Raw genomic sequence first — 25,377 nt, forward strand, 5'->3', positions numbered from 1 at the left:
TTATACGGTCCAGTGGCCGCCCCGTTTCAGCGCTTCGCTCACGAAGCTCAGCGCTCGCTGAAAGACCGGGTGGCACTCGGAATAGGGCAAATGATCAAGCGAAGCCCAGAAAAACGCGAAGGTGTGGCCATGGTCGTCCAGCGTCTGGTGGGACCACCGTTCAGGTACAGCACCCTCCACCCGGCACAGGTGAAACGACCAGGTCTGCCCAAGATGGCCGGCATCCCAGCACCCCAGGTCGTCTTTGATCGTGGCGTCTTGGATGCCAGACTCTTCAGCCAATTCACGCAGGGCGGCTTCCCTCGGCGTTTCGCCGTTTTCGATGGAGCCCTTGACCAGTTGCACGCCCGCCTGCGGATGGCGGAACAACAGAATGCCGGGCTGCGCCGAGGGTGAGAGGACGACTGCGCACGCCTTGTCCGGGAGCATGATGATTTCCGTATCGGCCATTGTGGGCCAGGCATCATACGTGTTCAGACGGTCGGTGGTGGTCATCAGGTCATACAACCGCGCAATACGCCCAGCAGGGATCGTTCTGGTTTAAGGTGTGCACAGGCTGGAATGGATCTCTCACTGGAAGGACACGACACTGATGGAGAATGCGAATTCACAGGTCGGCGAGCGCTTGCACAATCGCCGATTCGCGGTAGCGAACAACACACAAGGGTTATCAGGCACGGGCACGATTTTTCATTATTTTGTCGACGAAGGCGCCATTACCAGCCATTACCAGGGCGGCCGTATCCGTATCGGCAGCCAGGTAGGCCGGGTGACAGGCCCCGACACCCTCGAACTGCTTTTTCAGTGTTTAACCACGGAGGGTGAAATGCTGGCTGGCTGGTCGCGCGGTACGCTAGGGGTGGATCACGCCGGTCGTACCACGCTGCACTTCGTTTGGGGCTGGTTGTCGGGCGCGACAGGGGGTGGGGAATCCAGTTACGTCGAGTTCGTCGAGTAACCGGAGCCCCCGCATCGCTCACTTGCCGCTGATCACCCGGGTCCACAAACGGGTGCTCAAGCGCATGCCCGCCGGTGACAAGGTCTGGATCGGGAACAGCGTATCCAGCACGGCCTGGGGTGGGTACACCGCAGGGTTGTCGCGCAGTACCGGGTCCACATACGGCAATGACGCCGCATTGCCATTGGGGTACTTCACCGCGTTGCTGATATGCGCCATGACCTGGGGGTCGAGCAGGTAGTTCAGGTAGGCATAGGCCGCATCCAGGTGCGGCGCAGCTTTTGGTATGACCACCATGTCCACCGCTACTGTCGAACCTTCACGGGGGATGCTGTAGCCCAGGTGCACGCCGTTGTTCGCCTGCTGCGCGCTGTTCATTGCCTGCAGTACATCGCCGCTGAAGCCGATCGCGACGCAGATGTTGCCGTTGGCCAGGTCGCTGACGTACTTGGACTGATGGAAGTAGCTGATCGAAGGGCGAATCGCCATGAGCGCCGCTTCGGCTTGTTTCAGGTCTTCAGGGCGCTGGCTGTGCGGGTCGAGCCCCAATACCTTGAGGGTGATGGGCAACACCTGCGTCGGGTTGTCGAGGAACGCCACGCCGCAGGCACTGAGTTTGCGGATGTTTTCCGGGTTGAACAGCATTTGCCAAGACTGGGTGACATCGGTATTGCCGAAGATGGCCTTGATCTTGTCGACGTTGTAGCCGATGCCGGTGGTCACCCACATGTAGGGGATGGCATGGCGGTTGCCAGGGTCGCTGGTTTCCAGCAGCTGCATCAGCTTGGGGTCGAGATTGTGCCAGTTGGGCAGCTTGCTGCGGTCGAGCTCCTGGATGGCGCCGGCCTTGATCAGCCTGGGCAGAAAATGGTTGGACGGGCTGACCAGGTCGTAGCCGCTACCGCCGGTCATCAGCTTGGCCTCGGTCGTCTCGTTGCTGTCGATCAGGTCGTAGGTGGGCTGGATGCCGGTGCGGCGGGCGAATTCTGCCAAGGTGTCATCGGCAATGTAACCGCTCCAGTTGGCGATATTCACCGACTCGGCGGCCTGGGCCGTCAGGCTGAACAACGCCGCGGACAGCACGGCCATGCAGGTACGTTTCATCATCTTGCCCTCTGTTGTTGTAAGTGTGCGCAAGTACTCATGGCGGTCAACGTTCTAGCCGCGCGCGGCGCACTTCCCAGGCCATGCGCAGGGATGCGCCGATATCGAAGAACGGGCGGGGCGGCAGGTAACCGGGTTGGGCCTGGCCGAGCACGTCGGTGAGCAGCGCTGAGGTCGAGGCGCTGGCCATGTCAACCAGCAGCCTGCCCCACAGCGTGCCGCGCGCGACCCCCGAACCATTGCAGCCGGCCACGGCATGCAGCCCTTCATCGATCCGCGCGAAGCAAGGCTCGCCGGAACGGGTGCCGCTCAGGTGGCCGGTCCAGGTGTATTCGAGGTCTTTGGCGGACAGCCCGGGGAAGCGCTTTTCCAGCCCTTGCAGATGCTGTTGCCGGCGGGCCTGCAGTTGCGCGCCATTGAGGTCGCGCTGGCGGTACTCCACGGTGTTGCGAATCAGCAGCCGTCGGCCCGGCAGCAGGCGCAGGGTGGCGCCGCCCGGCAAGGTCGACAGCACGCCCCAGGTGCGCTCGCCGAACAGGTTTTGCCAGCGAGGCTCCGTGAGTGGGCGGGTGATGCTGGCGCTCAGTTCCAGCGGGAAGGTGCCGCTCTGGTGCACGCCGACCCTGGGCAAAAACGCGCCGACGCAGGCTAGCACCTGGGTGGCGTTGATCACGCCAGTATCGGTGCGGGCCTGCCAGCCTTGCCCGGCGCGGCGAAGGTTTTGCACCGCGCTGTGCTCGTAAACGTCCACCGCCTTGGGCAGGCTGTCTGCCAGGCCACGTACGTACTTGGCCGGCTGTAGCAGTGCGTTGCCGCCGGCGCAATGGATGGCGCGGGTGTAGAAACCGCTGCCTAGGCGTTGTTGCAGGGCTTCGCCTTCCAGGTAGCGGGCGCTGGCGCCAACGGCTTCGAGTGTGCGAATCACGGCCTCGGCCTGTTGCAAGTGTGCGGGCCGATGCACGGCGAAGTGGTACCCACCGTCATCGTACTCGCAGGCGATGCCCAGTTCGGCGATACGCTGGCGCACCTCCTGGGCCGCAGCCACACCAATGCGCGAGGCCACTTCAAAGCTGGCAAAACCGGGGTTGCCGAGCAATTCGTCGGGCGAGGGCAGCTCATGGCTGACGGCAAAGCCCGAGTTGCGTGCCGAAGCGCCCTGGGCCACGCGTTGCCGGTCAAGCAGGACGATGCGTTGCCCCGGGAAGCGTGCGGCCAGTGTGTGGGCGGCAGCGAGGCCGGTGATGCCGCCGCCGATGATCAGCCAGTCGCAGGTGTGCTGGCCTTCGAGGCGCGGGTGCGGGGCAGACTCGCCCGCCAGCGCAATCCATCCACAGCGGTTGTCGATTGCCATCAGCTTCTCCACAATCAATGCGCACGGGTAATCGGTGTTTGTCTTGGGTGCGCCTTCAGGGCCTAATTTACGAGGGCTGTGGCTATGTTTCTAACGTTAATATTTCATTCAGCTATTCTTGAAACGCATGGATAAAATCTTTCGTGTTCCCTCGCTTCAAGCCCTTCAGGCGCTCATCCACGTAGCGGACAGCAGCAGCTTTACCGAGGCTGCCAGGCAGTTGCACCTGACCCAGAGCGCGATCAGCCGCCAGGTTCAGCAGTTGGAGGAGCATTACGGTGTGGCGCTGTTTGATCGCACCAGCCGCAAAGTGGCGCTGACAGAACATGGCCGTGATGTCTATGCGGTGGCATGCGAAGCCCTGAACGACCTGCGGGCTTTGGCGCAACGGCTTTCGCCGGCGCCCGTGGACCGACCGTTTCGTATCCGCATTTTCGTTTCGTTGGCGGTGCGCTGGTTGCTGCCCAGGCTGAGCAGCTTTTATGCGCTGAATCCGTCGTTATGCCTGTCGATCGAGACCGTGAGCGGGGAGGTGGTGGAAACCAGCGGGGACTGCGATGCGTATGTGCTGTACTTGCGTGATGGCCTTGATGAGCGGCCGTTGACGGTGTTGTTCGATGAGTACCTGGTCCCGGTCTGCGCGCCGCGCCTGGGCGACGGACAGTTACCGCCACGTTCGCTGCACGCGCTAGGTGATCATGCGCTGATCCACGGCTCGACCGCGCGCCATGAGTGGACCCTGTGGCTGCAGGCGCATCAGGATCGCCCCGAGCGCAGTTACAAGCACCTGATGTTCAACCTTGACGACCTAGCGCTGGATGCCGCCGCGCGCGGCCTGGGTGTGGCCATGACAGACCAGGTGCTGGCGCACGATGCGCTGGCCCGGGGTGACCTGATCGTGCCGTTTGGCGAGCCGCTGAAGACCGGTGGGGTGTATGCACTCTGGTTGCGCGACAGCGGGGCGGCGCACCCGGCCTGCACGGCGGTGTTGCAGTGGTTCGAGGCGCAGCTGGAGCAGACTCGCGCTGGCATGGCGGTCAGGTAAGAGCAGCTTTCTTGCTCGCCATCTTTAAAGCCCGCCCAGCCCCCTGTGGGAGCGGGCTGCTCCCTCAAACCTCGCAGACAAACGTCCCCGTCCCCTCAAGAATGTTCTGCAGTGTCTCCTTCACCTCGTCCATGTCGCTCAGCTCGCTGGTCAGGATGATCTCCAGCGCTTCATCCCCCCTCAGCGCATCGCGATCCCCGGCCGCCACTTCGATCAGCAGGCGCTGGGCGGTCAGCGTCACTTTCAGTCCATCCAGCGTCGAGGGCTCGTCATCCAGGGTCAGGTCGACCGTGTCTTCATCCGGATAGCGGGTAAGTAGGAACATCTGACCCTTGTCGCTGTGGCAGCAGAGGGTCGCCATGTTGTCTTCCTCGTCATCGCAAGGGGTGGCGAAGAGCAGGGCGGTCTTGATTTGCATGAACAGGCTCAGGTCAAAGGAAACGGAAGGGAATTCTGACAGTCTTGCAGGCATCCATAAACGTAAAGTTACCGCCCCTTGACCGAAATTGTCGCAGCGCTGCAAGCGTTGGTGACTACTCAGTCGTTAAGCTTCGGCGAGACCTGGGCGTGCTTTGCACGTTCAACGCCTGGTTATAACCGTCCGCCTTGCCACGGGTTGGCTATCGTTGATCCGTACACGGCGCACGCGAGCGACGCTTCAATTATTACAAAGCCCAAGCGGAGTACCACAGATGGCGTTTTTCACCGCAGCCAGCAAGGCCGACTTCCAGCATCAACTGCAAGCGGCTCTGGCGCAGCACATCAGCGAGCAGGCACTGCCACAAGTGGCGCTGTTCGCCGAACAGTTCTTCGGCATCATTTCTCTGGACGAACTCACCCAGCGCAGGCTTTCCGACCTGGCTGGCTGTACCCTTTCTGCCTGGCGCATCATCGAGCGCTTTGACGCCGAACAACCCCAAGTGCGGGTGTACAACCCAGATTACGAACGCAATGGCTGGCAGTCGACCCACACCGTGGTCGAGGTGTTGCACCACGACTTGCCGTTTCTGGTCGACTCGGTGCGCACCGAGCTCAACCGTCGCGGCTACAGCATCCACACCTTGCAGACCACGGTCCTGAGCGTGCGCCGTGGCGCCAAAGGCGAGCTGCTTGAGCTGCTGCCCAAGGGTACCCACGGCGAGGGCGTGCGCCATGAGTCGCTGATGTACCTGGAGATCGACCGTTGCGCCAACGCCGCCGAACTGACGGTTTTGGCCCGCGAGATCGAGCAGGTGCTGGCCGAAGTGCGTGTGGTGGTAGCCGACTTCGAGCCGATGAAGGCCAAGCTGCGCGACGTCGTGGCGAAGGTAGAGCAGACCGCCTTCGGCCCGGCGCAGCATGACAAAGGCGAGGTAAAGGCGTTTCTCGAGTGGCTGCTGGACAACCATTTCACCTTCCTGGGCTACGAAGAGTTCACCGTTCAGGGCGGCAGCGATGGCGGCCAGATGGTCTATGACGAGCAGTCCTTCCTCGGCCTGCCGCGGCGTTTGCGCGTAGGGCTGACGCCTGAAGAACTGCGTATCGAAGACTACGCTGTGGCCTACCTCAACGAGCCGCTGCTGTTGTCCTTCGCCAAGGCCGCGCTGCCCAGCCGTGTGCACCGCCCGGCCTACCCGGACTACGTGTCGATCCGCCAGCTGGACGCCGACGGCAAGGTGGTCAAGGAGCACCGCTTCATGGGCCTGTACACCTCTACGGTGTATGGCGAGAGCGTGCATGCCATCCCCTACATTCGGGTGAAAGTTGCCGAAGTGGAGCGCCGCTCGGGCTTCGATCCCAAGGCGCACTTGGGCAAGGAACTGGCCCAGGTGCTAGAAGTGCTGCCGCGCGACGACCTGTTCCAGACGCCGATCGACGAGCTGTTCAGCACCGTCATGTCCATCGTGCAGATCCAGGAGCGCAACAAGATCCGCGTGTTCCTGCGCAAGGACCCTTACGGCCGCTTCTGCTATTGCCTGGCTTATGTGCCGCGTGAAATCTACTCCACTGAAGTGCGGCAGAAGATCCAGCAGGTGCTGATGGAGCGCCTCAAAGCCAGCGATTGCGAGTTCTGGACCTTCTTCTCCGAGTCGGTACTGGCGCGGGTGCAGTTGATTCTGCGGGTCGACCCCAAGAACCGCATCGACATCGACCCGCAACTACTGGAAAACGAAGTGATCCAGGCGTGCCGCTCGTGGCACGACGACTACTCAACCCTGGTGGTGGAGAATTTCGGCGAAGCCCAGGGCACCAATATCCTGGCGGACTTCCCCAAAGGCTTCCCGGCGGGCTACCGCGAGCGCTTTGCTGCGCATTCGGCCGTGGTCGACCTGCAGCATGTGCTGGGGCTGTCCGAAAGCAAGCCGCTGGCCATGAGTTTCTACCAGCCGCTGACCCAGGTTGGCGAGCGTACCCTGCATTGCAAGCTGTACCACGCCGACACGCCGCTGGCGCTGTCCGATGTCCTGCCGATTTTGGAAAACCTCGGTTTGCGCGTACTGGGCGAGTTCCCGTATCGCCTGCGTCACGCCAATGGCCGTGAGTACTGGATCCATGACTTCGCCTTCACTTACAGCGAAGGCCTGAGCCTGGATATCCAGCAGCTCAACGACACCTTGCAGGATGCGTTCATCCATATTGTCCGCGGCGACGCCGAGAACGACGCCTTCAACCGCCTGGTGCTGACCGCCGGCCTGCCATGGCGCGATGTGGCACTGCTGCGCGCGTATGCCCGCTACCTCAAGCAGATCCGCCTGGGCTTCGACCTGGGCTACATCGCCAGTACCCTGAACAACCACACCGACATCGCCCGCGAGCTGACCCGGTTGTTCAAGACCCGCTTCTACCTGGCGCGCAAGCTCACCCAGGACGACCTGGACGACAAGCAGCAACGCCTGGAGCACGCGATCCTGAGCGCCTTGGACGATGTTCAGGTGCTCAACGAAGACCGCATCCTGCGTCGCTACCTGGACCTGATCAAGGCCACCCTGCGTACCAACTTCTACCAGCCGGACGCCAGCGGCCAAAACAAGTCGTACTTCAGCTTCAAGTTCAACCCCAAGCTGATCCCCGAGCTGCCAAAGCCGGTACCCAAGTTCGAGATCTTCGTCTATTCGCCACGGGTCGAGGGCGTGCACCTGCGCTTTGGCAACGTTGCCCGCGGCGGCCTTCGCTGGTCGGACCGCGAAGAAGACTTCCGCACCGAGGTGCTCGGCCTGGTCAAGGCCCAGCAGGTGAAGAACTCGGTCATCGTGCCGGTCGGCGCCAAGGGTGGCTTCCTGCCGCGCCGCCTGCCCCTGGGCGGCAGCCGTGACGAGATCGCCGCCGAAGGCATCGCCTGCTACCGCATCTTCATTTCCGGGCTGCTGGACATCACCGACAACCTCAAGGACGGTGGCGTGGTGCCGCCGGCCAACGTGGTGCGGCACGACGATGACGACCCGTACCTGGTGGTGGCTGCCGACAAAGGCACCGCGACGTTCTCCGACATCGCCAACGGCATTGCCATCGACTACGGCTTCTGGCTGGGCGACGCCTTTGCCTCGGGCGGCTCGGCCGGTTATGACCACAAGAAGATGGGCATCACCGCCCGTGGCGCCTGGGTGGGCGTGCAGCGCCACTTCCGCGAGCGCGGCATCAATGTGCAGGAAGACCCGATCACCGTGATCGGCGTCGGCGACATGGCCGGCGACGTGTTCGGCAACGGCTTGCTGATGTCCGACAAGCTCAAACTGGTGGCAGCGTTCAACCACCTGCACATCTTCATCGACCCGAACCCGGAACCGGCCAACAGCTTTGCCGAGCGCAAGCGCCTGTTCGACCTGCCGCGTTCGGCCTGGAGCGACTACGACACCAGCATCATGTCCGAAGGCGGCGGGATCTTCCCGCGCAGCGCCAAGAGCATTGCCATCACCCCGCAGATGAAAGAACGCTTCGCCATCGAAGCCGACCGCCTGACCCCGACCGAGCTACTTAATGCACTGCTCAAGGCGCCGGTCGACCTGCTGTGGAACGGCGGCATCGGCACCTATGTCAAGGCCAGCAGCGAAAGCCACGCCGATGTCGGCGACAAGGCCAACGACGCCTTGCGCGTCAATGGCAACGAGCTGCGCTGCAAGGTGGTGGGCGAGGGCGGCAACCTGGGCATGACCCAGCTTGGTCGGGTCGAGTTCGGCCTCAATGGCGGCGCGACCAACACCGATTTCATCGACAACGCCGGCGGCGTGGACTGCTCGGACCACGAGGTCAATATCAAGATCCTGCTCAATGAAGTGGTGCAGGGTGGCGACATGACCGAGAAGCAGCGTAACCAGCTGCTCGGCAGCATGACCGAAGAAGTCGGCGCGCTGGTGCTGGGCAACAACTACAAGCAGACCCAGGCGCTGTCTTTGGCGGCCCGCCGCGCCCGCGAGCGGATTGCCGAATACAAGCGCCTGATGGCGGACCTGGAAGGGCGTGGCAAGCTGGACCGTGCCATCGAGTTCCTGCCGTCCGAAGAGCAACTGGCCGAGCGCCTGGCGGCTGGCCAAGGCCTGACCCGTGCCGAGCTGTCGGTGTTGATCTCGTACAGCAAGATCGACCTCAAGGAGCAACTGCTCAAGTCGCTGGTGCCGGATGACGACTACCTGACCCGCGACATGGAGACCGCGTTCCCGCCGTCGCTGGTCAGCAAGTTTGCCGAGTCCATGCGTCGCCACCGTCTGAAGCGCGAGATCGTTAGCACCCAGATCGCCAACGACCTGGTCAACAACATGGGCATCACGTTTGTCCAGCGCTTGAAAGAGTCCACTGGCATGAGCCCGGCCAACGTGGCGGGCGCCTATGTGATCGTGCGTGACATCTTCCACCTGCCGCACTGGTTCCGTCAGATCGAAGCGCTGGATTATCAGGTTCCGGCCGAGATCCAGCTGACCCTGATGGACGAGTTGATGCGTCTGGGCCGTCGCGCTACCCGCTGGTTCCTGCGCAGCCGTCGCAACGAGCAGGACGCCGGGCGCGACACCGCGCACTTCGGGCCGAAGATCGCGCAATTGGGGCTCAAGCTCGACGAACTGCTGGAAGGGCCGACCCGCGAGCGCTGGATGGTTCGCTACCAGGCCTTCGTCGAAGCCGGTGTACCTGAACTGTTGGCCCGCATGGTGGCCGGTACCAGCCACCTGTACACGCTGTTGCCGATCATCGAGGCGGCTGACGTCACCGGCCATGACCCGGCGCAGGTGGCCAAGGCGTTCTTCGCCGTTGGCAGCTCGCTGGACCTGACCTGGTACCTGCAGGAGATCAGCAACCTGCCGGTGGAAAACAACTGGCAGGCCCTGGCCCGTGAGGCATTCCGCGACGACATCGACCTGCAGCAGCGGGCGATCACCATTTCCGTGCTGCAGATGGTCGATGCACCGCAGGACATGGATGCCCGTGTGGCGCTGTGGGCCGAGCAGCACCGGGTGATGGTCGAGCGCTGGCGCGCAATGCTGGACGACCTGCGCAATGCCACCGGCACTGACTATGCGATGTATGCGGTGGCCAACCGCGAGCTGGTCGACCTGGCCATGAGCGGGCAGGCGGTGGTGGTGCCGTCCTGATCGTTGCTCTGAAATGAAAAAGCCCCGGCAGTGATGCCGGGGCTTTTTTAGGGGGCTGTCCCGGTCTCTTCGCGGGGCAAGCCCGCTCCCACAGGTTGCCCACTTAACCTGAGGGCAGTGGGCAACCTGTGGGAGCGGGCTTGCCCCGCGAAGAGGCCACTGCAGGCTTACTTGAACCTGCGCTCCACGCCTTTCTCCACCAGAATCTTCGCCGAAATCTCTTCCACCGAAAAATGCGTGGAATTGATATTGGGAATGTTCTCCCGACGGAACAGGCTCTCTACCTCGCGGACTTCGAACTCGCACTGGGCAAAGCTCGAATAGCGGCTGTTGGGCTTGCGTTCGTGGCGAATGGCGGTCAGGCGGTCGGGGTCGATGGTCAGGCCGAACAGCTTGTTGTGGTGCTTTTTCAGCACCGCCGGCAGTTGCAGGCGCTCCATGTCGTCTTCGGTCAGCGGGTAGTTGGCCGCACGGATACCGAACTGCATCGCCATGTACAGACAGGTTGGCGTCTTGCCGCAGCGCGAAACGCCGACCAGAATCAGGTCGGCCTTGTCGTAGTAGTGCGTGCGCGCGCCATCATCGTTGTCCAGGGCAAAGTTGACCGCCTCGATACGCTCCATGTAGTTGGAGTTGCCGCCAATCGAGTGCGATTTGCCCACGGAATACGACGAATGGGCGGTCAATTCCTGCTCAAGCGGGGATAAAAACGACGAAAAGATGTCGATCATGAAGCCATTCGAGGTGGCCAGGATTTCACGGATGTCCTGATTGACGATGGTGTCGAAGATGATTGGGCGCACACCGTCGCGCTCGGCAGCCGCGTTGATTTGCTGCACCATGGTCCGCGCCTTGTCCGGCGAATCGATGTAAGGACGGGTAAATTTATTGAACGGAATGCTTTCGAATTGAGCGAGCAGGCTTTGCCCCAGGGTCTCGGCAGTGATGCCGGTGCCGTCGGAGATGAAGAACGCGGTTCTTTTCATTTGCATCCTGGGCCTTAAGCTGATGACGTTTCTTGGATATGATAAGTTCGGTTTGCCGAATGCGGCTGTCGGCATTCTCACTTATTTTCCAGGTACAGGCCACAAACGCCCGGCCAAGTCAAAGAAGACAGGCGGGCGCCTTTGAGCTTTTCCAACACAGTTAGTGGAGAGATCACCTTGGTAGAGTACGTAGTTTCCCTCGATAAGCTCGGCGTCCATGATGTGGAGCATGTGGGGGGCAAGAACGCATCCCTGGGCGAGATGATCAGCAACCTTGCGGGTGCTGGTGTATCGGTGCCGGGCGGCTTTGCCACTACGGCGCAGGCGTATCGCGATTTTCTCGAACAGAGTGGTCTCAACGAGCGGATCCATGCCGCACTCGATGCGCTGGATGTGGATGACATCAACGCCCTGACCAAAACCGGCGCGCAGATTCGCCAGTGGGTCATGGAAGCCGAATTCCCGGCACGTCTTGATTCGGAAATCCGTATAGCCTTCGCCGAAATGGCCGCCGGCAATGACAACATGGCCGTTGCCGTGCGCTCTTCTGCCACCGCAGAAGACTTGCCGGACGCCTCGTTCGCCGGCCAGCAGGAAACCTTCCTGAACATCCGCGGCGTCGATAATGTGATCCGCGCGGCCAAGGAAGTGTTTGCCTCGCTGTTCAACGACCGCGCCATTGCCTACCGCGTGCACCAGGGCTTTGACCACAAGCTGGTGGCCCTGTCTGCCGGCGTGCAGCGCATGGTCCGCTCGGAAACCGGCACCGCCGGTGTGATGTTCACCCTCGACACCGAGTCGGGCTTCCGTGACGTGGTGTTCATCACCGGCGCCTACGGCCTGGGTGAAACCGTGGTGCAGGGTGCGGTCAACCCTGACGAATTCTACGTGCACAAGAACACCCTGCAGGCAGGCCGCCCGGCGATCCTGCGCCGCAACCTGGGCAGCAAGGCGATCAAGATGATCTACGGCGACGAGGCCAAGGCCGGTCGTTCGGTCAAGACCGTCGAAGTCGACCGTGCCGAGCGTGCGCGCTTCTGCCTGAGCGATGCCGAAGTCAACGAACTGGCCAAGCAGGCCATGATCATCGAGCAGCACTATCAGCGCCCGATGGACATCGAGTGGGCCAAAGACGGTGACGACGGCAAGCTGTACATCGTTCAGGCGCGCCCTGAAACGGTAAAAAGCCGTTCCAGCGCCAATGTCATGGAACGCTACCTGCTCAAAGAGAAGGGCACCGTACTGGTCGAAGGCCGCGCAATCGGCCAACGTATCGGCGCTGGCAAGGTCCGCGTGATCAACGACGTGTCCGAGATGGACAAGGTTCAGCCAGGCGACGTACTGGTCTCCGACATGACCGACCCGGACTGGGAGCCGGTCATGAAGCGTGCCAGCGCCATCGTCACCAACCGTGGTGGGCGTACCTGCCATGCGGCGATCATTGCCCGTGAACTGGGTATTCCGGCAGTGGTTGGTTGCGGCAACGCCACCCAACTGCTCAAAGACGGCCAGGGCGTGACCGTGTCGTGCGCCGAAGGCGATACCGGCTTCATCTTCGAAGGTGAGTTGGGCTTTGACATCAAGCAGAACTCGGTTGATGCCATGCCGGACCTGCCGTTCAAGATCATGATGAACGTCGGCAACCCGGACCGTGCCTTCGATTTCGCCCAGCTGCCCAACGCCGGTGTCGGCCTGGCGCGCCTGGAATTCATCATCAACCGCATGATCGGTGTGCACCCCAAGGCGCTGCTGAACTACGCTGGCCTGCCGGCAGAGCTCAAGGACAGCGTCGACAAGCGTATCGCCGGTTACGACGACCCGGTCGGTTTCTATGTCGAGAAACTGGTCGAAGGCATCAGCACCCTGGCGGCCGCCTTCTACCCGAAAAAGGTCATCGTGCGCCTGTCGGACTTCAAGTCCAACGAGTACGCCAACCTGATCGGCGGCAAGCTGTACGAGCCAGAAGAAGAGAACCCGATGCTGGGCTTCCGCGGCGCTTCGCGTTACATCAGCGAATCGTTCCGTGACTGCTTCGAGCTCGAATGCCGCGCCCTGAAGCGCGTGCGCAACGAAATGGGCCTGACCAACGTCGAGATCATGGTGCCGTTCGTGCGCACCCTGGGCGAAGCCAGCCAGGTCATCGACCTGTTGGCCGAAAACGGCCTGGCCCGTGGCGACAACGGCCTGCGCGTGATCATGATGTGCGAGCTGCCGTCCAACGCGATTCTGGCCGAAGAGTTCCTTGAGTACTTCGACGGCTTCTCGATCGGCTCCAACGACCTGACCCAGCTGACCCTGGGCCTGGACCGTGACTCGGGCATCATTGCGCACCTGTTCGATGAGCGTAACCCGGCCGTCAAGAAGCTGCTGGCCAACGCCATCCAGGCGTGCAACAAGGCTGGCAAGTACATCGGCATCTGCGGCCAGGGCCCATCGGACCACCCGGACCTGGCCAAATGGCTGATGGAGCAGGGTATCGAGAGCGTGTCGCTGAACCCGGACTCGGTGCTCGAGACCTGGTTCTTCCTGGCCGAGGGCCAGGGCGCAGCCTGATCCAGTGAATTGCGGGGGTGCGTCTGGCGTGCCCCCGCCTGGTTTGATCCAGGGCGAGTTCCAGCAATGGTTCCCGCCCTTTTTTGTGCACCAAGCAACCTTATGCATAGCAGCAGCACTTTATTTCCCGTGGCCTTGCTCAGCGCTGAACGCCGAGGCGATCTGAGCGAGGACGTGTACCGGATCAAGGCCGGCAACAGCCCCGACCCAAGCGTCGAGCTGGCCGTGACCCGCCTTGGGCTGGCCGACCAGCCGGGCGCCCAAGGCGTACCGGTCATTCTTCTGCACGGCAGCTTTTCCAACCGCCGTTTCTGGTATTCGCCCAAAGGCATCGGCCTGGGCGCGTTTCTGGCCCGCGCAGGTTTCGATGTGTGGATCCCGGAGATGCGTGGCCATGGCCTGTCGCCGCGCAACCGTCAGTGGCAGCACAACCGTGTCGCCGACTACGCCCGCGATGACTTGCCCTTGATCGCCGCTTTCGTTCAGGAGCAGGCCGGCCAGGCGCCGCACTGGATTGGCCATTCCCTGGGCGGGACAACCCTGGCTGCGGCGCTGGGTGGTGGTTTCTTGCCCCCTGAGCAGGTTGCCAGCGCCGCGTTCTTCGGCACCCAGGTCAGCCGGGTGTACTGGCCCTTGAAAGTGCCGCCGGTGGTGTGGGGGGCGAAGTTGCTGCTCAAGCGCTGGAGGCAGATTCCGGGGCAGCGGTTAAAGCGTGGCCCCGAGGACGAGCCGATTGGCCTGGCACTCGAAAGCATGCGCTGGCACGGCCTGTTCGGACGCTTTGGCGACAAGGACAATGACTGGTGGGCAGGGCTTTCGCAGATTGATGTGCCGGTGCTGGCAGTGGCCGGTGCAGGGGACTTCCAGGACCCTGTATGGGCTTGCCGCAAGCTGTTCGAGCAGCTGGGCGGGGCGCGCAAGCAGTTTCTGCGGTTGGGGCGCGAGGAAGGTTTCGAGGCATTCGGGCATGTCGACATGCTGGTCAGCAAGGCGGCCCAGGCGCAGGTCTGGCCGTTGGTGGAGCGCTGGTTGAAAGACCCGATGGTGCCGGTGCATGCGTCGATTGTGGCGGCGGAGCCTGTGTTGGCCAGCTGATTCTGTGCGGCCTTTACTGGCCTCTTCGCGGGGCAAGCCCGCTCCCACAGGAATACCACTGGCCTAAGGGCTGCAGTGATCCTGTGGGAGCGGGCTTGCCCCGCGAAGAGGTCAGTGTAGAAGGAATGCAACTGACTGCTCAGTCCCGGATGACGTCAACAGCCTCTCCGGTGTAGCCTTGGCCCATATCCGCTTTCGTTGTGACTGACAGGAGCTTCCCATGCAGCATTACGTAACGCCCGACCTGTGCGACGCCTACCCGGACCTGGTCCAGGTCCTCGAACCAATGTTCAGCAACTTCGGTGGCCGCGATTCGTTCGGTGGCCAGATCGTCACCCTCAAGTGCTTTGAAGACAACTCGCGGGTCAAGGAGCAGGTCGAGCTCGACGGCAAGGGCAAGGTGCTGGTGGTCGACGGTGGCGGTTCGCTGCGCTGTGCGCTGCTGGGCGACATGCTGGCCGAGAAAGCCGCCAAGAACGGCTGGGAAGGCCTGGTGGTCTACGGCTGCGTACGCGACGTGGACATCCTGATCCAGACCGACGTCGGCGTGCAGGCCCTGGCCAGCCACCCGAAAAAAAGCAACAAGCAGGGCATTGGCGAGCTAAACGTGCCGGTGACCTTCGCCGGTGTGACCTTCCGCCCGGGTGAGTATGTGTATGCCGACAACAATGGCGTAGTGGTCTCGCCAAGCCCGCTGAAAATGCCGGAGTGATGCGCCGCACGCGCTGATGGAGCTTTGATGTTCGAGGAAGACAACGCGCAGTGGGGGCTGGTGCATGCCCTGGTGCTCGATGGCAAAGGCGGCGCGCGCTCGATTGCCCGTACCGAACTGGACGACCTGCAGCTGCACCCCCAGGAAAGCCTTTGGCTGCACTGGGACCGCAGCCATCCACAAACCCGCACCTGGCTGCTGCGAGACAGCGGCCTGAGCGAGTTTGCCTGCGAGCTGCTGCTGGAAGAAAACACCCGGCCGCGCTTGCTGCCGTTGGCAGATGAACAGTTGTTGCTGTTCTTGCGCGGGGTCAACCTCAACCCAGGCGCCGAGCCTGAGGACATGGTCTCGGTGCGCATCTTCGCCGAGGCCCAGCGGGTCATTTCGCTGCGCCTGAGGCCGCTCAGGGCCAGTGACGAGATTCTCCAGTTGCTCAGCGAGGGCAGGGGGCCGAAGTCGGCTTCCGAATTGCTGTTGCTGATGGGTGAGCTGCTGACTGAAAAGGTCCAGGGTCTTGTCAGCGACCTGTCCGAGCTGGTCGATATCGAAGAAGAAAAGGTCGAATCCGACGAACGGTATACCCCCGAGCAGGGCAGCCTGCAGCAGATCCGTCGCCGCGCCGCCGGCTTGCGGCGTTTTCTGGCGCCGCAGCGTGAAATCTACGCGCAGCTGTCACGCAGCAAGTGGAGCTGGTTTGCCGATGCCGATGCCGACTACTGGAACGAATTGAACAACAGCCTGATTCGCTACCTCGAAGAGCTGGAGTTGACCCGCGAGCGGGCCGCGCTGGTGCTTGAGAGCGAGGATCGGCGGCGCAGCGAGCGGATGAACCGGACCATGTATCGCTTCGGCATCATCACCTGCATTTTTCTGCCCATGAGCTTTGTCACCGGGCTGCTCGGCATCAATGTCGGCGGTATTCCGGGGTCGAGCAGCCCGTATGGTTTCCTGTTCGCCAGCCTGCTGGTGCTGGGCCTGGCGGTGGGGCAGTGGTGGTTGTTCCGCCGGTTGCGGTGGGTATGAATGGCTATTGACCTGTCCCGGCCTCTTCGCGGGCAAGCCCGCACCCACAGGTATTGCACTGATTTATCTCGCAGTGCGCTCCCTGTGGGAGCGGGCTTGCCCGCGAAGAACCCACCGCCTGTTCATTTTGAAACATTCGTCCCAATGCGATGTGTGACCCATCGCTGTGCCATCTCGTCTCTTGCTGATACTGCGCGAGGTGCCCATGCACGATCCGTTTGAAGAATCCCTGCGCGACCTGCTCAAGGCGTCGCCGTCCGGCCAGGACCGAGACGACGCTGCATGCCTGGGTCGTGTGCTGAAAACCGCCAACCGCCAGGTCGGTGCGGGTGATCTGTTCAGCCTGCTTGGCCGTTGGAGCCAGGCGCTGCTGATTGCCGTCAACAATGGCTCGGCGCATGTTGCGCCCGTGCGTAGAAACTCTACCCGCAACGCTGCCACCGGCAGCAAAGCAGATAAGGCCGATTGAATATGGAACTGGATCTCTGGACCCAAAGCCTGGTCACCGCCATGACTGCCCTTTGGACCAAGGTGGCGAACTTCATCCCTAACCTGTTCGGCGCGCTGGTCGTGGTGCTGCTCGGTTTCGTGGTGGCCAAGCTGCTCGACGCGCTGCTGTCCAAGCTGCTGGCCAAGCTCGGCCTGGACCGCCTGATGGCCGGTACCGGGCTGACCAAGATGCTGAGTCGGGCTGGCATCCAGGTGCCGATTTCGACCCTGATTGGCAAGATCGTCTACTGGTTCGTGTTGCTGATTTTCCTCGTCTCGGCCGCTGAATCGCTGGGCCTTGAGCGGGTGTCGGCGACCCTCGACATGCTCGCCCTGTACCTGCCTAAAGTGTTTGGCGCGGCGCTGGTGCTGCTGGCCGGCGTGCTATTGGCACAAGTGGCAAATGGCCTGGTACGCGGTGCAGCCGAAGGCATTGGCCTTGAGTATTCCGCAGGTCTTGGGCGTATCACCCAAGGCCTGGTGATCATCATCAGCATCTCGGTGGCCATCAGCCAGCTTGAGGTCAAGACCGACCTGCTAAACCACGTTATCGTCATCGGGCTGATTACCGTTGGTCTGGCCGTTGCCTTGGCCATGGGCCTGGGCAGCCGCGAAATCGCCGGGCAGATCCTGGCCGGAATCTACGTGCGTGAACTGTACCAGGTCGGCCAGCAGGTGCGGATTGGAGAGGTCGAAGGGCATATCGAGGAAATCGGCACGGTCAAGACAACGCTGTTGACCGATGATGGCGAACTGGTGTCGCTGTCTAACCGTGAGCTGCTTGAGCAGCGCGTGAATAGCCGCTAACCGCACAAAAGCTGTTAATGTATGCCGCCGCGAAATCGACCCACGGGGTCGCGCGGCGACATTGACCTGACTGTCGGCCAGATCCGTTTTGAATAAAGTTCATTCGCCGCCCATGCGTTATGACCCCCGCGAGCTCACCGACGAAGAGTTGGTGGCGCGTTCGCATGAGGAGCTGTACCACGTTACCCGCGCCTATGAGGAGCTCATGCGGCGCTACCAGCGGACCCTGTTCAACGTGTGTGCACGTTATTTAGGGAACGACCGGGATGCCGACGATGTCTGTCAGGAAGTGATGCTCAAAGTGCTTTACGGGCTGAAAAACTTCGAGGGTAAGTCGAAGTTCAAGACCTGGCTCTACAGCATCACCTACAACGAGTGCATTACCCAGTACCGCAAGGAGCGCCGTAAACGTCGGTTGATGGATGCCTTGAGTCTGGACCCTGTTGAAGAGGCGTCCGAGGACAAGGCTCCAAAACCCGAAGAAAAAGGCGGGCTGGACAAATGGCTGGTGCATGTGAACCCGATCGACCGGGAAATCCTGGTGCTGCGTTTTGTCGCAGAACTGGAATTTCAGGAAATCGCCGATATCATGCACATGGGCCTGAGCGCGACGAAAATGCGTTACAAGCGCGCGCTAGACAAGCTTAGGGAGAAATTTCACGGGGTAGAGGAAACTTAACCCCGTGCAAATAGCTCTAACGAATCGGCGAGTTCTGCTAGACTTGCCGTCGAGTTGTCCCCCTTGTTGTTGGTGGGACTGCTTAACTATCACCAGATGGGGATTTAACGGATGAAATTGAAAAACACCTTGGGCTTGGCCATTGGCTCGCTCGTAGCTGCTACTTCGTTCGGCGTTCTGGCTCAAGGCCAAGGCGCTGTCGAAATCGAAGGTAACGTTACCAAGCAGTACTACGACAGCGAGCGTAACTTCAAGAACGACGGCACCAATCCTGGTGTTCGCCTCGGTTACTTCCTGACCGACGACGTTTCCCTGGACCTGGGCTACAACGAGACTCACAACGCTCGTGGTGATGTCTTCAACAAAGACATCAAAGGTTCCAAAGCCAAGCTCGACGCTACCTACCACTTCGGTACCGTTGGCGATGCTCTGCGTCCGTACGTTTCCGCTGGTTTCGCTCACGAGAGCCTGGGCCAAGCTACCCGTAGCGGCCGTGACCACTCCACCTTCGCCAACGTTGGCGCTGGCGCCAAGTGGTACATCACCGACATGTTCTTCGCCCGTGCTGGCGTTGAAGCCATGTACAACATCGACAACGGCAACACCGAGTGGGGCCCATCCGTTGGTGTTGGTCTGAACTTCGGCGGTAGCCCGAAGCAAGCTGAAGTTGCTCCGGCTCCAGTTGCCGAAGTCTGCTCCGACAGCGACAACGATGGCGTTTGCGACAACGTCGACAAGTGCCCTGACACCCCGGCCAACGTTACCGTTGACGCCGACGGCTGCCCGGCTGTTGCCGAAGTCGTTCGCGTTGAGCTGGACGTCAAGTTCGACTTCGACAAGTCGGTCGTCAAGCCTAACAGCTACGGCGACATCAAGAACCTGGCTGACTTCATGAAGCAGTACCCACAGACCACCACCACCGTGGAAGGTCACACTGACTCCGTGGGTCCAGACGCTTACAACCAGAAGCTGTCCGAGCGTCGTGCCAGCGCTGTCAAGCAAGTCCTGACCCAGCAGTACGGCGTAGAATCCAGCCGTGTTGACTCGGTTGGCTACGGTGAGACCCGTCCGGTTGCTGACAACGCCACCGAAGAAGGTCGCGCTGTTAACCGTCGCGTTGAAGCGCAAGTAGAAGCCCAGGCCAAGTAATTGGTTTGATGCTTCATGAAAAACCCGGCCTCGGCCGGGTTTTTCTTTGCCTGGTTTTCAACCGGGATGTCATGCCACCTGCGTCAGGCCGCACATTGTTTCAACAGAGGCTCCAACCACCTCACCAATCACCAGAATCGCCGGGCTGCATAGCCCGAACGCCCGCGCATCCTCTACCATCCCCAGTACATCGCTGCGGCATTCGCGCTGCTGCGCCAATGATGCATTCTCGATCATCGCCACCGGCACATCTGGCGCCATGCCACCTTGCAGCAGCCCTTGGCGAATCTGCTCCAGCCGCGCCACGCCCATGTACACCACCAACGTCGTGCCCCCCTGGGCCAGCGCCGCCCAGTTCAGTTCGCTGTCATCCTGGGTATGTGCCGTGACCAGCGTCACCCCGCGGCTCACCCCGCGCGAGGTCAGTGATATACCGCATTGCGTCGCCCCTGCCAGGCCTGCAGTGATGCCGTTGACCAGTTCAACCTCGATACCGTGCCCTTGCAACCAGGCGGTCTCTTCGCCTCCTCGACCGAAGATGCATGGATCGCCGCCTTTGAGCCTTACCACGCAGCGCCCCTGACGCGCATGGCGCAACATCAGGCGCTGGATAAAGGCTTGGGGCGTGGAGCGACAGCCGCCGCGCTTGCCCACGGCAATGACCCGCGCCTGTGGGCAATGCTCCAGCACGGCGGGGTTGACCAGGTCGTCGATCATCACCACCTGGGCTTGCTGCAGTGCCCGCACGGCCTTGAGGGTCAGCAGTTCGGGGTCACCAGGGCCGGCACCGACCAGCCAGACTTTTGCATTCATCGTTGTTTCCTCATCGGCAAGGTGTGCTCAGCCTTTGAGCAGGGTGAGCAGCAGGATCAGATTGCACAGCAGCGACAGCAGGGCCAGCGTGCGCCAGACTTTCAGGGGTTCGCGTTCGAGCAGGGGCCGGGGGCGGTGGGGCAGGTCCTGGCGGTCGCCGCGTTCGAGCAGCAGCAACCAGTGTTCGGCGGTTTCAAAGCGTTGCGCAGGGTCGGCCGCCACCGCTTGCTGCAGATTGCGTTGCAGCCATTCCGGCAGGTCGGGGCGATACCGCGAAGCATTGACCGGCTGGCCGAAGCGCGGTCGCTGAAACGGCTCGACTTCGCCATAGGGGTAGTGGCCGGTCAGCAGGTGGTAGAGCGTCACGCCGACAGCATAGAGGTCTTGCCGCGGGCTTGGGGGCTGGCCGTCGAAGGCTTCCGGGGCGATGAACGACGGCGTGCCGGGCAGCTCGTGCTGCGGGTCTTCGGACAGACCTGGGCAGTAAGCCAGGCCAAAGTCCAGCAGCCGCAATTGGCCATCGGTGCCCACGTGCAGGTTTTGGGGTTTGATGTCCCGGTGCAGCAAGTTGCGCCGATGCAGGGCGCCGACCGCCTGCAGCAGTTGCCGGGCCATTTCCAGCCACTGCGCCAGGGTTAGCGGCCCATGCTCTGCGAGCAGCGTTGCAAGGCTCTGACCAGGGTATTCGCGCATCACGTAGTACAGATGCTGGCGCTCTCTGGCGACGTGCAGCTCGGGGAAGTGCCGCCCTGCGACCCTGCGCAGGTACCATTCCTCCATCAGCAACGCTTGTGCCGCCCCCGGTTCCTGTTCGCGCGCGGCGGGCAGGGTCTTGAGCAGCCACGCCTGGCCTTGGCCATCGCGTACCCGGTACAGCAGGGATTGGCGACTGTTGGAGAGCAGCGTTTCGACCTGCCAGCCATCAATCGCCTGGCCTTCGCGCAGGGGGCCGGGCACAGGCCATTGTTGCAGCTGCGCCAGGGTATCGCCCAGGTTGGCCGGCCCCAGTTGTTCCACCTGCACCAGCAATGCGCTGGCGTTGTCCTGGCTGCCATTGAGATGGGCGCTGGCGACCAAGGTATCGGCGGCCAGCTGCAGGTCGGGCTGCTCTCGCAAGACCGACTCGATATGCCGGTCACCCAGGCTGGCCCAGACGCCGTCGCTCAAGAGCACGAAACACTCGCCCGCCTGCAGCTCGCCGTCCAGGTAATCCACCAGCAGGTGCTGATCCAGGCCCAGTGCGCGCTTGAGTACATGCTGCATGCCAGGTTGGTCCCAGACATGGTCTTCGCTCAGGCACTGCAGACGGCCCTTGTGCCAGCGGTAGACGCGGCAGTCGCCAACATGCGCCAGGGTAAAACGCCTACCGCGCAGCACCAGTGCGCTGAGGGTGGTCAACAGCGGCTGGCCACTGCCCTGGGCGCGTAGCCAACGGTTCTGCGCCAGCAGCAGGCGATCCAGCGCCTGCGCCACGCTCCAGGTGGCGGGGGTGGCGTAGTAGTCCAGGGCCAGTGCCTGCAAGCTGGCCCGTGCTGCCAGGCCGCCATCGGCACATTGGCTGACGCCGTCGGCGAGGGCGAACAGGTAGCCTTTGCTGGCGGCCAGTTCCGGCGCAGGGGTAACCAGGCGCAGGGCATCCTGGTTTTCTGCGCGCGGCCCGGTGGCGCTGGCGTGGGCAAAGTTCAGTTGCAGGCTCATTGGCGTGCCTCAGACCCGCGCCGCAGTGACGGCGGCCGAGCCCCAGGTGGTGCGCCAGCGCTGCTTGACGCCGTGCAGGCCGAACCAGGCCAGCAAGCCGAGGCTGGCGAACAGCCACAAGCCCAACTGGTAGTCGCCGGTGTGCTGCTTGATGGTGCCAAGCCCGGCAGCCAGCAGGAAGCCGCCGATACCACCGGCCATGCCGATCAGCCCTGTCATCACGCCGATTTCCTGGCGAAAGCGTTGCGGTACCAGTTGGAACACGGCGCCGTTGCCGGCACCCAGGCCGAGCATGGCGCTGACGAACAGCGCCAGCGCAGCCGCCGCGCTGGGCAAGTTGAAGCCGACCGCGGCGATACAAATGGCGGCCACGCTGTACATGCCCAGCAGGGTGCGGATGCCGCCAAAGCGGTCGGCCAGGGCGCCGCCGAGCGGGCGCATCAGGCTACCGGCAAAAACGCAGGCGGCGGTGTAGTAGCCGGCGGTGACCGGGCTCAGGCCATACTGGTCGCTGAAGTAGCCGGGCAGGGCGCTGGCCAGGCCGATGAATCCGCCGAAGGTAACGCTGTAGAAGAACATGAACCACCAGCTGTCGCGGTCACCGAGGGCCTTGAGGTAGTCGGCCATGGCCTTGCGCTTGGGCCGCTCGGGCGCATTGCGCGCCAGCAGGGCGAACACTACCAGGGTCAGCGACAGCGGGATCAGGGCAAAACCGAACACGTTGTTCCAGCCAAAGCCCGCAGCCAGGGCGGGTGCCAGCAATGCCGCGAACACGGTGCCGGAGTTACCGGCACCGGCGATGCCCATGGCCTTGCCTTGGTGCTGCGGCGGGTACCACTGCGAAGCCAGCGGCAGCGAGACCGCGAACGAGGCACCAGCGAAGCCCAGGAACACGCCCAGCAGCAGGGCCTGCTCGTAGCTGTGCACGCCCAGGTACCAGGCGCCAGCAAGGGCAATGATGACCACGACCTGGCCGATCAGGCCGGCAGTCTTTGGCGAAAGGCGATCGACCAGCAGGCCCATGGCGAAGCGCAATATCGCACCGGCCAGAATCGGCGTGGCCACCATCAGGCCCCGTTGCTGTGCACTCAACTGCAGGTCGGCCGCGATTTGCACCGCCAGCGGGCCGAGCAGGTACCAGACCATGAAGCTCAGGTCGAAATACAGGAACGCGGCGAACAGCGTGGGCACATGCCCGGATTTCCAGAAGCTGGTACTCATCGAACACCTCACTCGGCAATGCAACGGAACGAAAAAGACGCCGCTACCCGGTCCACGGCTGTGGAGGGGTGAGCGACGTCTTTGTCGGGGTTATGTGGGCAACCGCCGTTGGCTACCGGTGTGGTTTCTTCAGCAAGAGCTGGGCCAACTCGGGGTATGGGTTAACTCGCTCCCACATGGATTGCGACAGCCTTTTAGACTTTCCCTAGAGCTTCACCCCAGCATCTCGTGCATGGCGATGATCTGCTCGGCCACCTGGATCAGCTTCTGTTGGCGGCTCATGGCCTGGCGGCGCATCAGGGTGTAGGCCTGCTCTTCGTTGCAGTCCTTCATCTTCATCAGCAGGCCTTTGGCCTGTTCGATGCGCTTGCGCTCGGCCAGTTGCTGGTCGCGCGCCACCAGCTGCGCCTTGAGCGCCTGGTCGCTTTCGAAGCGGGCCATGGCCACATCCAGGATCGGCTGCAGCCGCGCGGCATGGATGCCCTCGACGATGTAGGCACTGACCCCCGCCTGGATAGCCTGGCGCATCACCCCCGGGTCATGCTCGTCGGTAAACAGCACGATGGGCCGGGGGCGGTCGCGGCTGACCAGCACCACTTGTTCCATCACGTCACGGTCCGGTGAGTCGGTATCGATCAACACGACATCCGGATGCACCGTTTCGACGCAGGCGGGCAGGTCGATGGTCAGGCTCGGGGCTTCAATCACGTCAAAGCCTGCCTCGCTCAGGGCGGCCTTGAGCCGGCCCAGCTTGTTTTGTGTGTCGTCGATCAGCAGGATACGCAGCATGTTCATCCCCCTCACAGGCCAACGCGGGCTTCGGGTGTGTCGCCCAGGGCGTGCAGGCGGAAGCTGCGGGCATAGCCGTAGGGGTCGCTGCCGTCCCAGCGTGTGCCGTCGATCAGCAGGCTGCTGCGCATCGACGGGTGGTGGCAAGGAATGCCGAGGGCATCCGCTGCTTCGCGATACAGCGCCAGTTGCTGGATCTGGCTGGCCACGCCAAGGTAGTCGGGGTCGTCACGCAGCAGGCCCCAGCGGCGGAACTGGGTCATGAACCACATGCCATCGGACAGGTACGGCATGTTCGCCTGGCCCTGATCGAACAGGCGCAGGGCATGGGGGTCTTGCCACTGGTTGCCCAGCCCATCCTGGTAGTCACCGAGCAAGCGTGGCTCGATGTTGCCCACCGGCGTGTCCAGATAGGCGCTGCCGCTGAGCAGCTGCGCGGTGCTGCGGCGGTTCTGCGGGTTTTGTTCAATGAAGCGGCTGGCCGCCAGGATCGTCTTGATCAGGGCGCGGGCACTGTTGGGGTATTGCTCGGCGAAGGCGCGGGCGCAAGCGAGGACCTTCTCCGGGTGGTCTGGCCAGATCGACTGGCTGGTCGCCAGGGTAAAGCCCTGGCCGTTGGCGACGGCATCGGCCGCCCAGGGTTCGCCCACACAAAAGCCATCGATGCGGCCGGCCTGGATATGCGCGGCCATCTGCGCGGGCGGCACTACCACGCTGTCAACATCGCGCTGCGGGTGGATGCCTTGGCTCGCCAGCCAGTAGTACAACCACATGGCGTGGGTGCCTGTGGGGAAGGTCTGGGCAAAGGTCAGGCGTGCGCCATGCTGGTGCACCAGGCGCGCCAGTGCCTCAGGGCTGGTCACGCCCTTGCGTTGCAGGGCAGGGGAAAGGTTGATGGCCTGGGCATTTTGGTTCAGCCCCATGAGTACGGCCATGTCACTGGCCGGCACACCGCCGATGCCCAGATGCACGGCATAGGCCAGGCCGTACAGGCAGTGCGCGGCATCCAGTTCGCCGCTGACCAGTTTGTCGCGCAGACCCGCCCAGGCGCCTTGGCGACTGAGGTTGAGGGTAAGACCGTACTGCTGGGCAAAGCCCTGGGTGGCGGCGACCACGACCGAGGCGCAGTCGGTGAGGGCCATGAAGCCAATGTTCAGGCTGGGTTTCTCCGGCGCATCGCTGCCGTTGACCCAGGCCAGGGGCGTTGTTCGGGGTGCTGTGTTCACAAGGTTCCTCGCCCGTACTGAAAAGGCAGTGTGCGGTGAGCGAAGCAACGCATGTGCCAAGCAGCCCCAGGATTTACTGTCATGCCAGCCGTGCGCTGGCTATAATCGCCAGCTCATTCAC

Annotated in this window: 21 protein-coding genes; 11 read left to right on the forward strand and 10 right to left on the reverse strand. The window is 62.5% G+C overall.

Translation table 11 applies throughout. The features are described 5' to 3' along the window. Window positions 1-429 carry an NUDIX hydrolase gene (locus tag ACSSU5_RS18350; RefSeq protein ID WP_492561335.1) on the reverse strand — a complete coding sequence of 143 codons (429 nt, stop codon included), beginning with the start codon at window positions 427-429 and terminating at the stop codon, window positions 1-3. 163 nt (window positions 430-592) lie between these two features. On the opposite strand from ACSSU5_RS18350, the gene ACSSU5_RS18355 reads away from it, so the two are divergent. Further along, window positions 593-958 carry an avidin-fold protein gene (locus ACSSU5_RS18355; RefSeq protein WP_264309641.1) on the forward strand — a complete coding sequence of 122 codons (366 nt, stop codon included), beginning with the start codon at window positions 593-595 and terminating at the stop codon, window positions 956-958. A gap of 18 nt (window positions 959-976) precedes the next feature. On the opposite strand, the gene ACSSU5_RS18360 is transcribed toward ACSSU5_RS18355, so the two are convergent. Further along, window positions 977-2,065 (reverse strand): polyamine ABC transporter substrate-binding protein, encoded by a 1,089-nt coding sequence (locus ACSSU5_RS18360; protein ID WP_492559450.1) that lies wholly within the window; start codon window positions 2,063-2,065, stop codon window positions 977-979. Window positions 2,066-2,108: 43 nt separating this feature from the next. After that, window positions 2,109-3,407, reverse strand: coding sequence for an NAD(P)/FAD-dependent oxidoreductase (locus ACSSU5_RS18365; protein ID WP_492561336.1), 1,299 nt, complete (start codon window positions 3,405-3,407; stop codon window positions 2,109-2,111). A 133-nt stretch (window positions 3,408-3,540) separates the two neighbouring features. Here ACSSU5_RS18365 and ACSSU5_RS18370 point away from each other — a divergent pair, with 133 nt between their 5' ends. After that, window positions 3,541-4,458, forward strand: a complete 918-nt coding sequence (locus tag ACSSU5_RS18370; RefSeq protein ID WP_492559451.1) for a LysR substrate-binding domain-containing protein — start codon at window positions 3,541-3,543, stop codon at window positions 4,456-4,458. 64 nt (window positions 4,459-4,522) lie between these two features. Here the strand turns inward: ACSSU5_RS18370 and ACSSU5_RS18375 are convergent, their stop codons facing one another. Further along, entirely contained in the window at window positions 4,523-4,876 is a 354-nt protein-coding gene (locus ACSSU5_RS18375) for a hypothetical protein (protein WP_264309638.1), read from the reverse strand. A gap of 274 nt (window positions 4,877-5,150) precedes the next feature. Between ACSSU5_RS18375 and ACSSU5_RS18380 the strand changes: the two genes are divergently transcribed. Next, window positions 5,151-10,016: an NAD-glutamate dehydrogenase gene (locus ACSSU5_RS18380; protein WP_492559452.1), complete on the forward strand. Its 4,866-nt coding sequence runs from the start codon at window positions 5,151-5,153 to the stop codon at window positions 10,014-10,016. 167 nt (window positions 10,017-10,183) lie between these two features. Here the strand turns inward: ACSSU5_RS18380 and ppsR are convergent, their stop codons facing one another. After that, the gene (gene ppsR, locus ACSSU5_RS18385) at window positions 10,184-11,008 is read right to left on the reverse strand and encodes a posphoenolpyruvate synthetase regulatory kinase/phosphorylase PpsR (protein ID WP_264309636.1); all 825 of its coding nucleotides are present in this window, start codon (window positions 11,006-11,008) and stop codon (window positions 10,184-10,186) included. A 171-nt stretch (window positions 11,009-11,179) separates the two neighbouring features. Here ppsR and ppsA point away from each other — a divergent pair, with 171 nt between their 5' ends. The 8 genes from ppsA to ACSSU5_RS18425 all read left to right on the forward strand — a co-directional run bounded on the left by ppsA (window position 11,180) and on the right by ACSSU5_RS18425 (window position 19,509). Then, window positions 11,180-13,555 (forward strand): phosphoenolpyruvate synthase, encoded by a 2,376-nt coding sequence (gene ppsA, locus ACSSU5_RS18390; protein ID WP_264309635.1) that lies wholly within the window; start codon window positions 11,180-11,182, stop codon window positions 13,553-13,555. Between the two features lie 102 nt (window positions 13,556-13,657). Further along, window positions 13,658-14,650, forward strand: a complete 993-nt coding sequence (locus ACSSU5_RS18395; protein ID WP_492559453.1) for an alpha/beta fold hydrolase — start codon at window positions 13,658-13,660, stop codon at window positions 14,648-14,650. A gap of 220 nt (window positions 14,651-14,870) precedes the next feature. Continuing rightward, a complete protein-coding gene (gene rraA / locus ACSSU5_RS18400; RefSeq protein WP_264309633.1) occupies window positions 14,871-15,362 on the forward strand; it encodes a ribonuclease E activity regulator RraA in 492 nt (163 codons plus the stop codon). 27 nt (window positions 15,363-15,389) lie between these two features. Continuing rightward, complete coding sequence (locus ACSSU5_RS18405; protein ID WP_492559454.1) at window positions 15,390-16,385, forward strand: zinc transporter ZntB; 996 nt, start codon at window positions 15,390-15,392, stop codon at window positions 16,383-16,385. 205 nt (window positions 16,386-16,590) lie between these two features. Further along, entirely contained in the window at window positions 16,591-16,854 is a 264-nt protein-coding gene (locus tag ACSSU5_RS18410) for a hypothetical protein (RefSeq protein WP_033700486.1), read from the forward strand. Between the two features lie 2 nt (window positions 16,855-16,856). Next, complete coding sequence (locus tag ACSSU5_RS18415; protein WP_264309631.1) at window positions 16,857-17,681, forward strand: mechanosensitive ion channel family protein; 825 nt, start codon at window positions 16,857-16,859, stop codon at window positions 17,679-17,681. A 112-nt stretch (window positions 17,682-17,793) separates the two neighbouring features. Next, a complete protein-coding gene (gene sigX / locus ACSSU5_RS18420; RefSeq protein WP_264309630.1) occupies window positions 17,794-18,360 on the forward strand; it encodes an RNA polymerase sigma factor SigX in 567 nt (188 codons plus the stop codon). 111 nt (window positions 18,361-18,471) lie between these two features. Continuing rightward, on the forward strand, window positions 18,472-19,509 hold the full coding sequence (locus ACSSU5_RS18425) for an OmpA family protein (protein ID WP_264309629.1): 1,038 nt from the start codon (window positions 18,472-18,474) through the stop codon (window positions 19,507-19,509). Between the two features lie 69 nt (window positions 19,510-19,578). Here the strand turns inward: ACSSU5_RS18425 and cobA are convergent, their stop codons facing one another. The 5 genes from cobA to ACSSU5_RS18450 all read right to left on the reverse strand — a co-directional run bounded on the left by cobA (window position 19,579) and on the right by ACSSU5_RS18450 (window position 25,256). Then, window positions 19,579-20,322 (reverse strand): uroporphyrinogen-III C-methyltransferase, encoded by a 744-nt coding sequence (gene cobA, locus ACSSU5_RS18430; protein ID WP_492559455.1) that lies wholly within the window; start codon window positions 20,320-20,322, stop codon window positions 19,579-19,581. Between the two features lie 27 nt (window positions 20,323-20,349). Next, window positions 20,350-22,020 carry a bifunctional protein-serine/threonine kinase/phosphatase gene (locus ACSSU5_RS18435; protein ID WP_264309627.1) on the reverse strand — a complete coding sequence of 557 codons (1,671 nt, stop codon included), beginning with the start codon at window positions 22,018-22,020 and terminating at the stop codon, window positions 20,350-20,352. A 9-nt stretch (window positions 22,021-22,029) separates the two neighbouring features. Next, a complete protein-coding gene (locus ACSSU5_RS18440) occupies window positions 22,030-23,241 on the reverse strand; it encodes a nitrate/nitrite transporter (RefSeq protein ID WP_492559456.1) in 1,212 nt (403 codons plus the stop codon). A gap of 213 nt (window positions 23,242-23,454) precedes the next feature. Beyond that, on the reverse strand, window positions 23,455-24,030 hold the full coding sequence (locus tag ACSSU5_RS18445; RefSeq protein ID WP_264309625.1) for an ANTAR domain-containing response regulator: 576 nt from the start codon (window positions 24,028-24,030) through the stop codon (window positions 23,455-23,457). An 11-nt stretch (window positions 24,031-24,041) separates the two neighbouring features. After that, window positions 24,042-25,256: a CmpA/NrtA family ABC transporter substrate-binding protein gene (locus tag ACSSU5_RS18450; protein WP_492559457.1), complete on the reverse strand. Its 1,215-nt coding sequence runs from the start codon at window positions 25,254-25,256 to the stop codon at window positions 24,042-24,044. Window positions 25,257-25,377: the final 121 nt, after the last annotated feature.

It is taken from the genome of Pseudomonas sp. E1MeOHC2 (assembly GCF_058745025.1).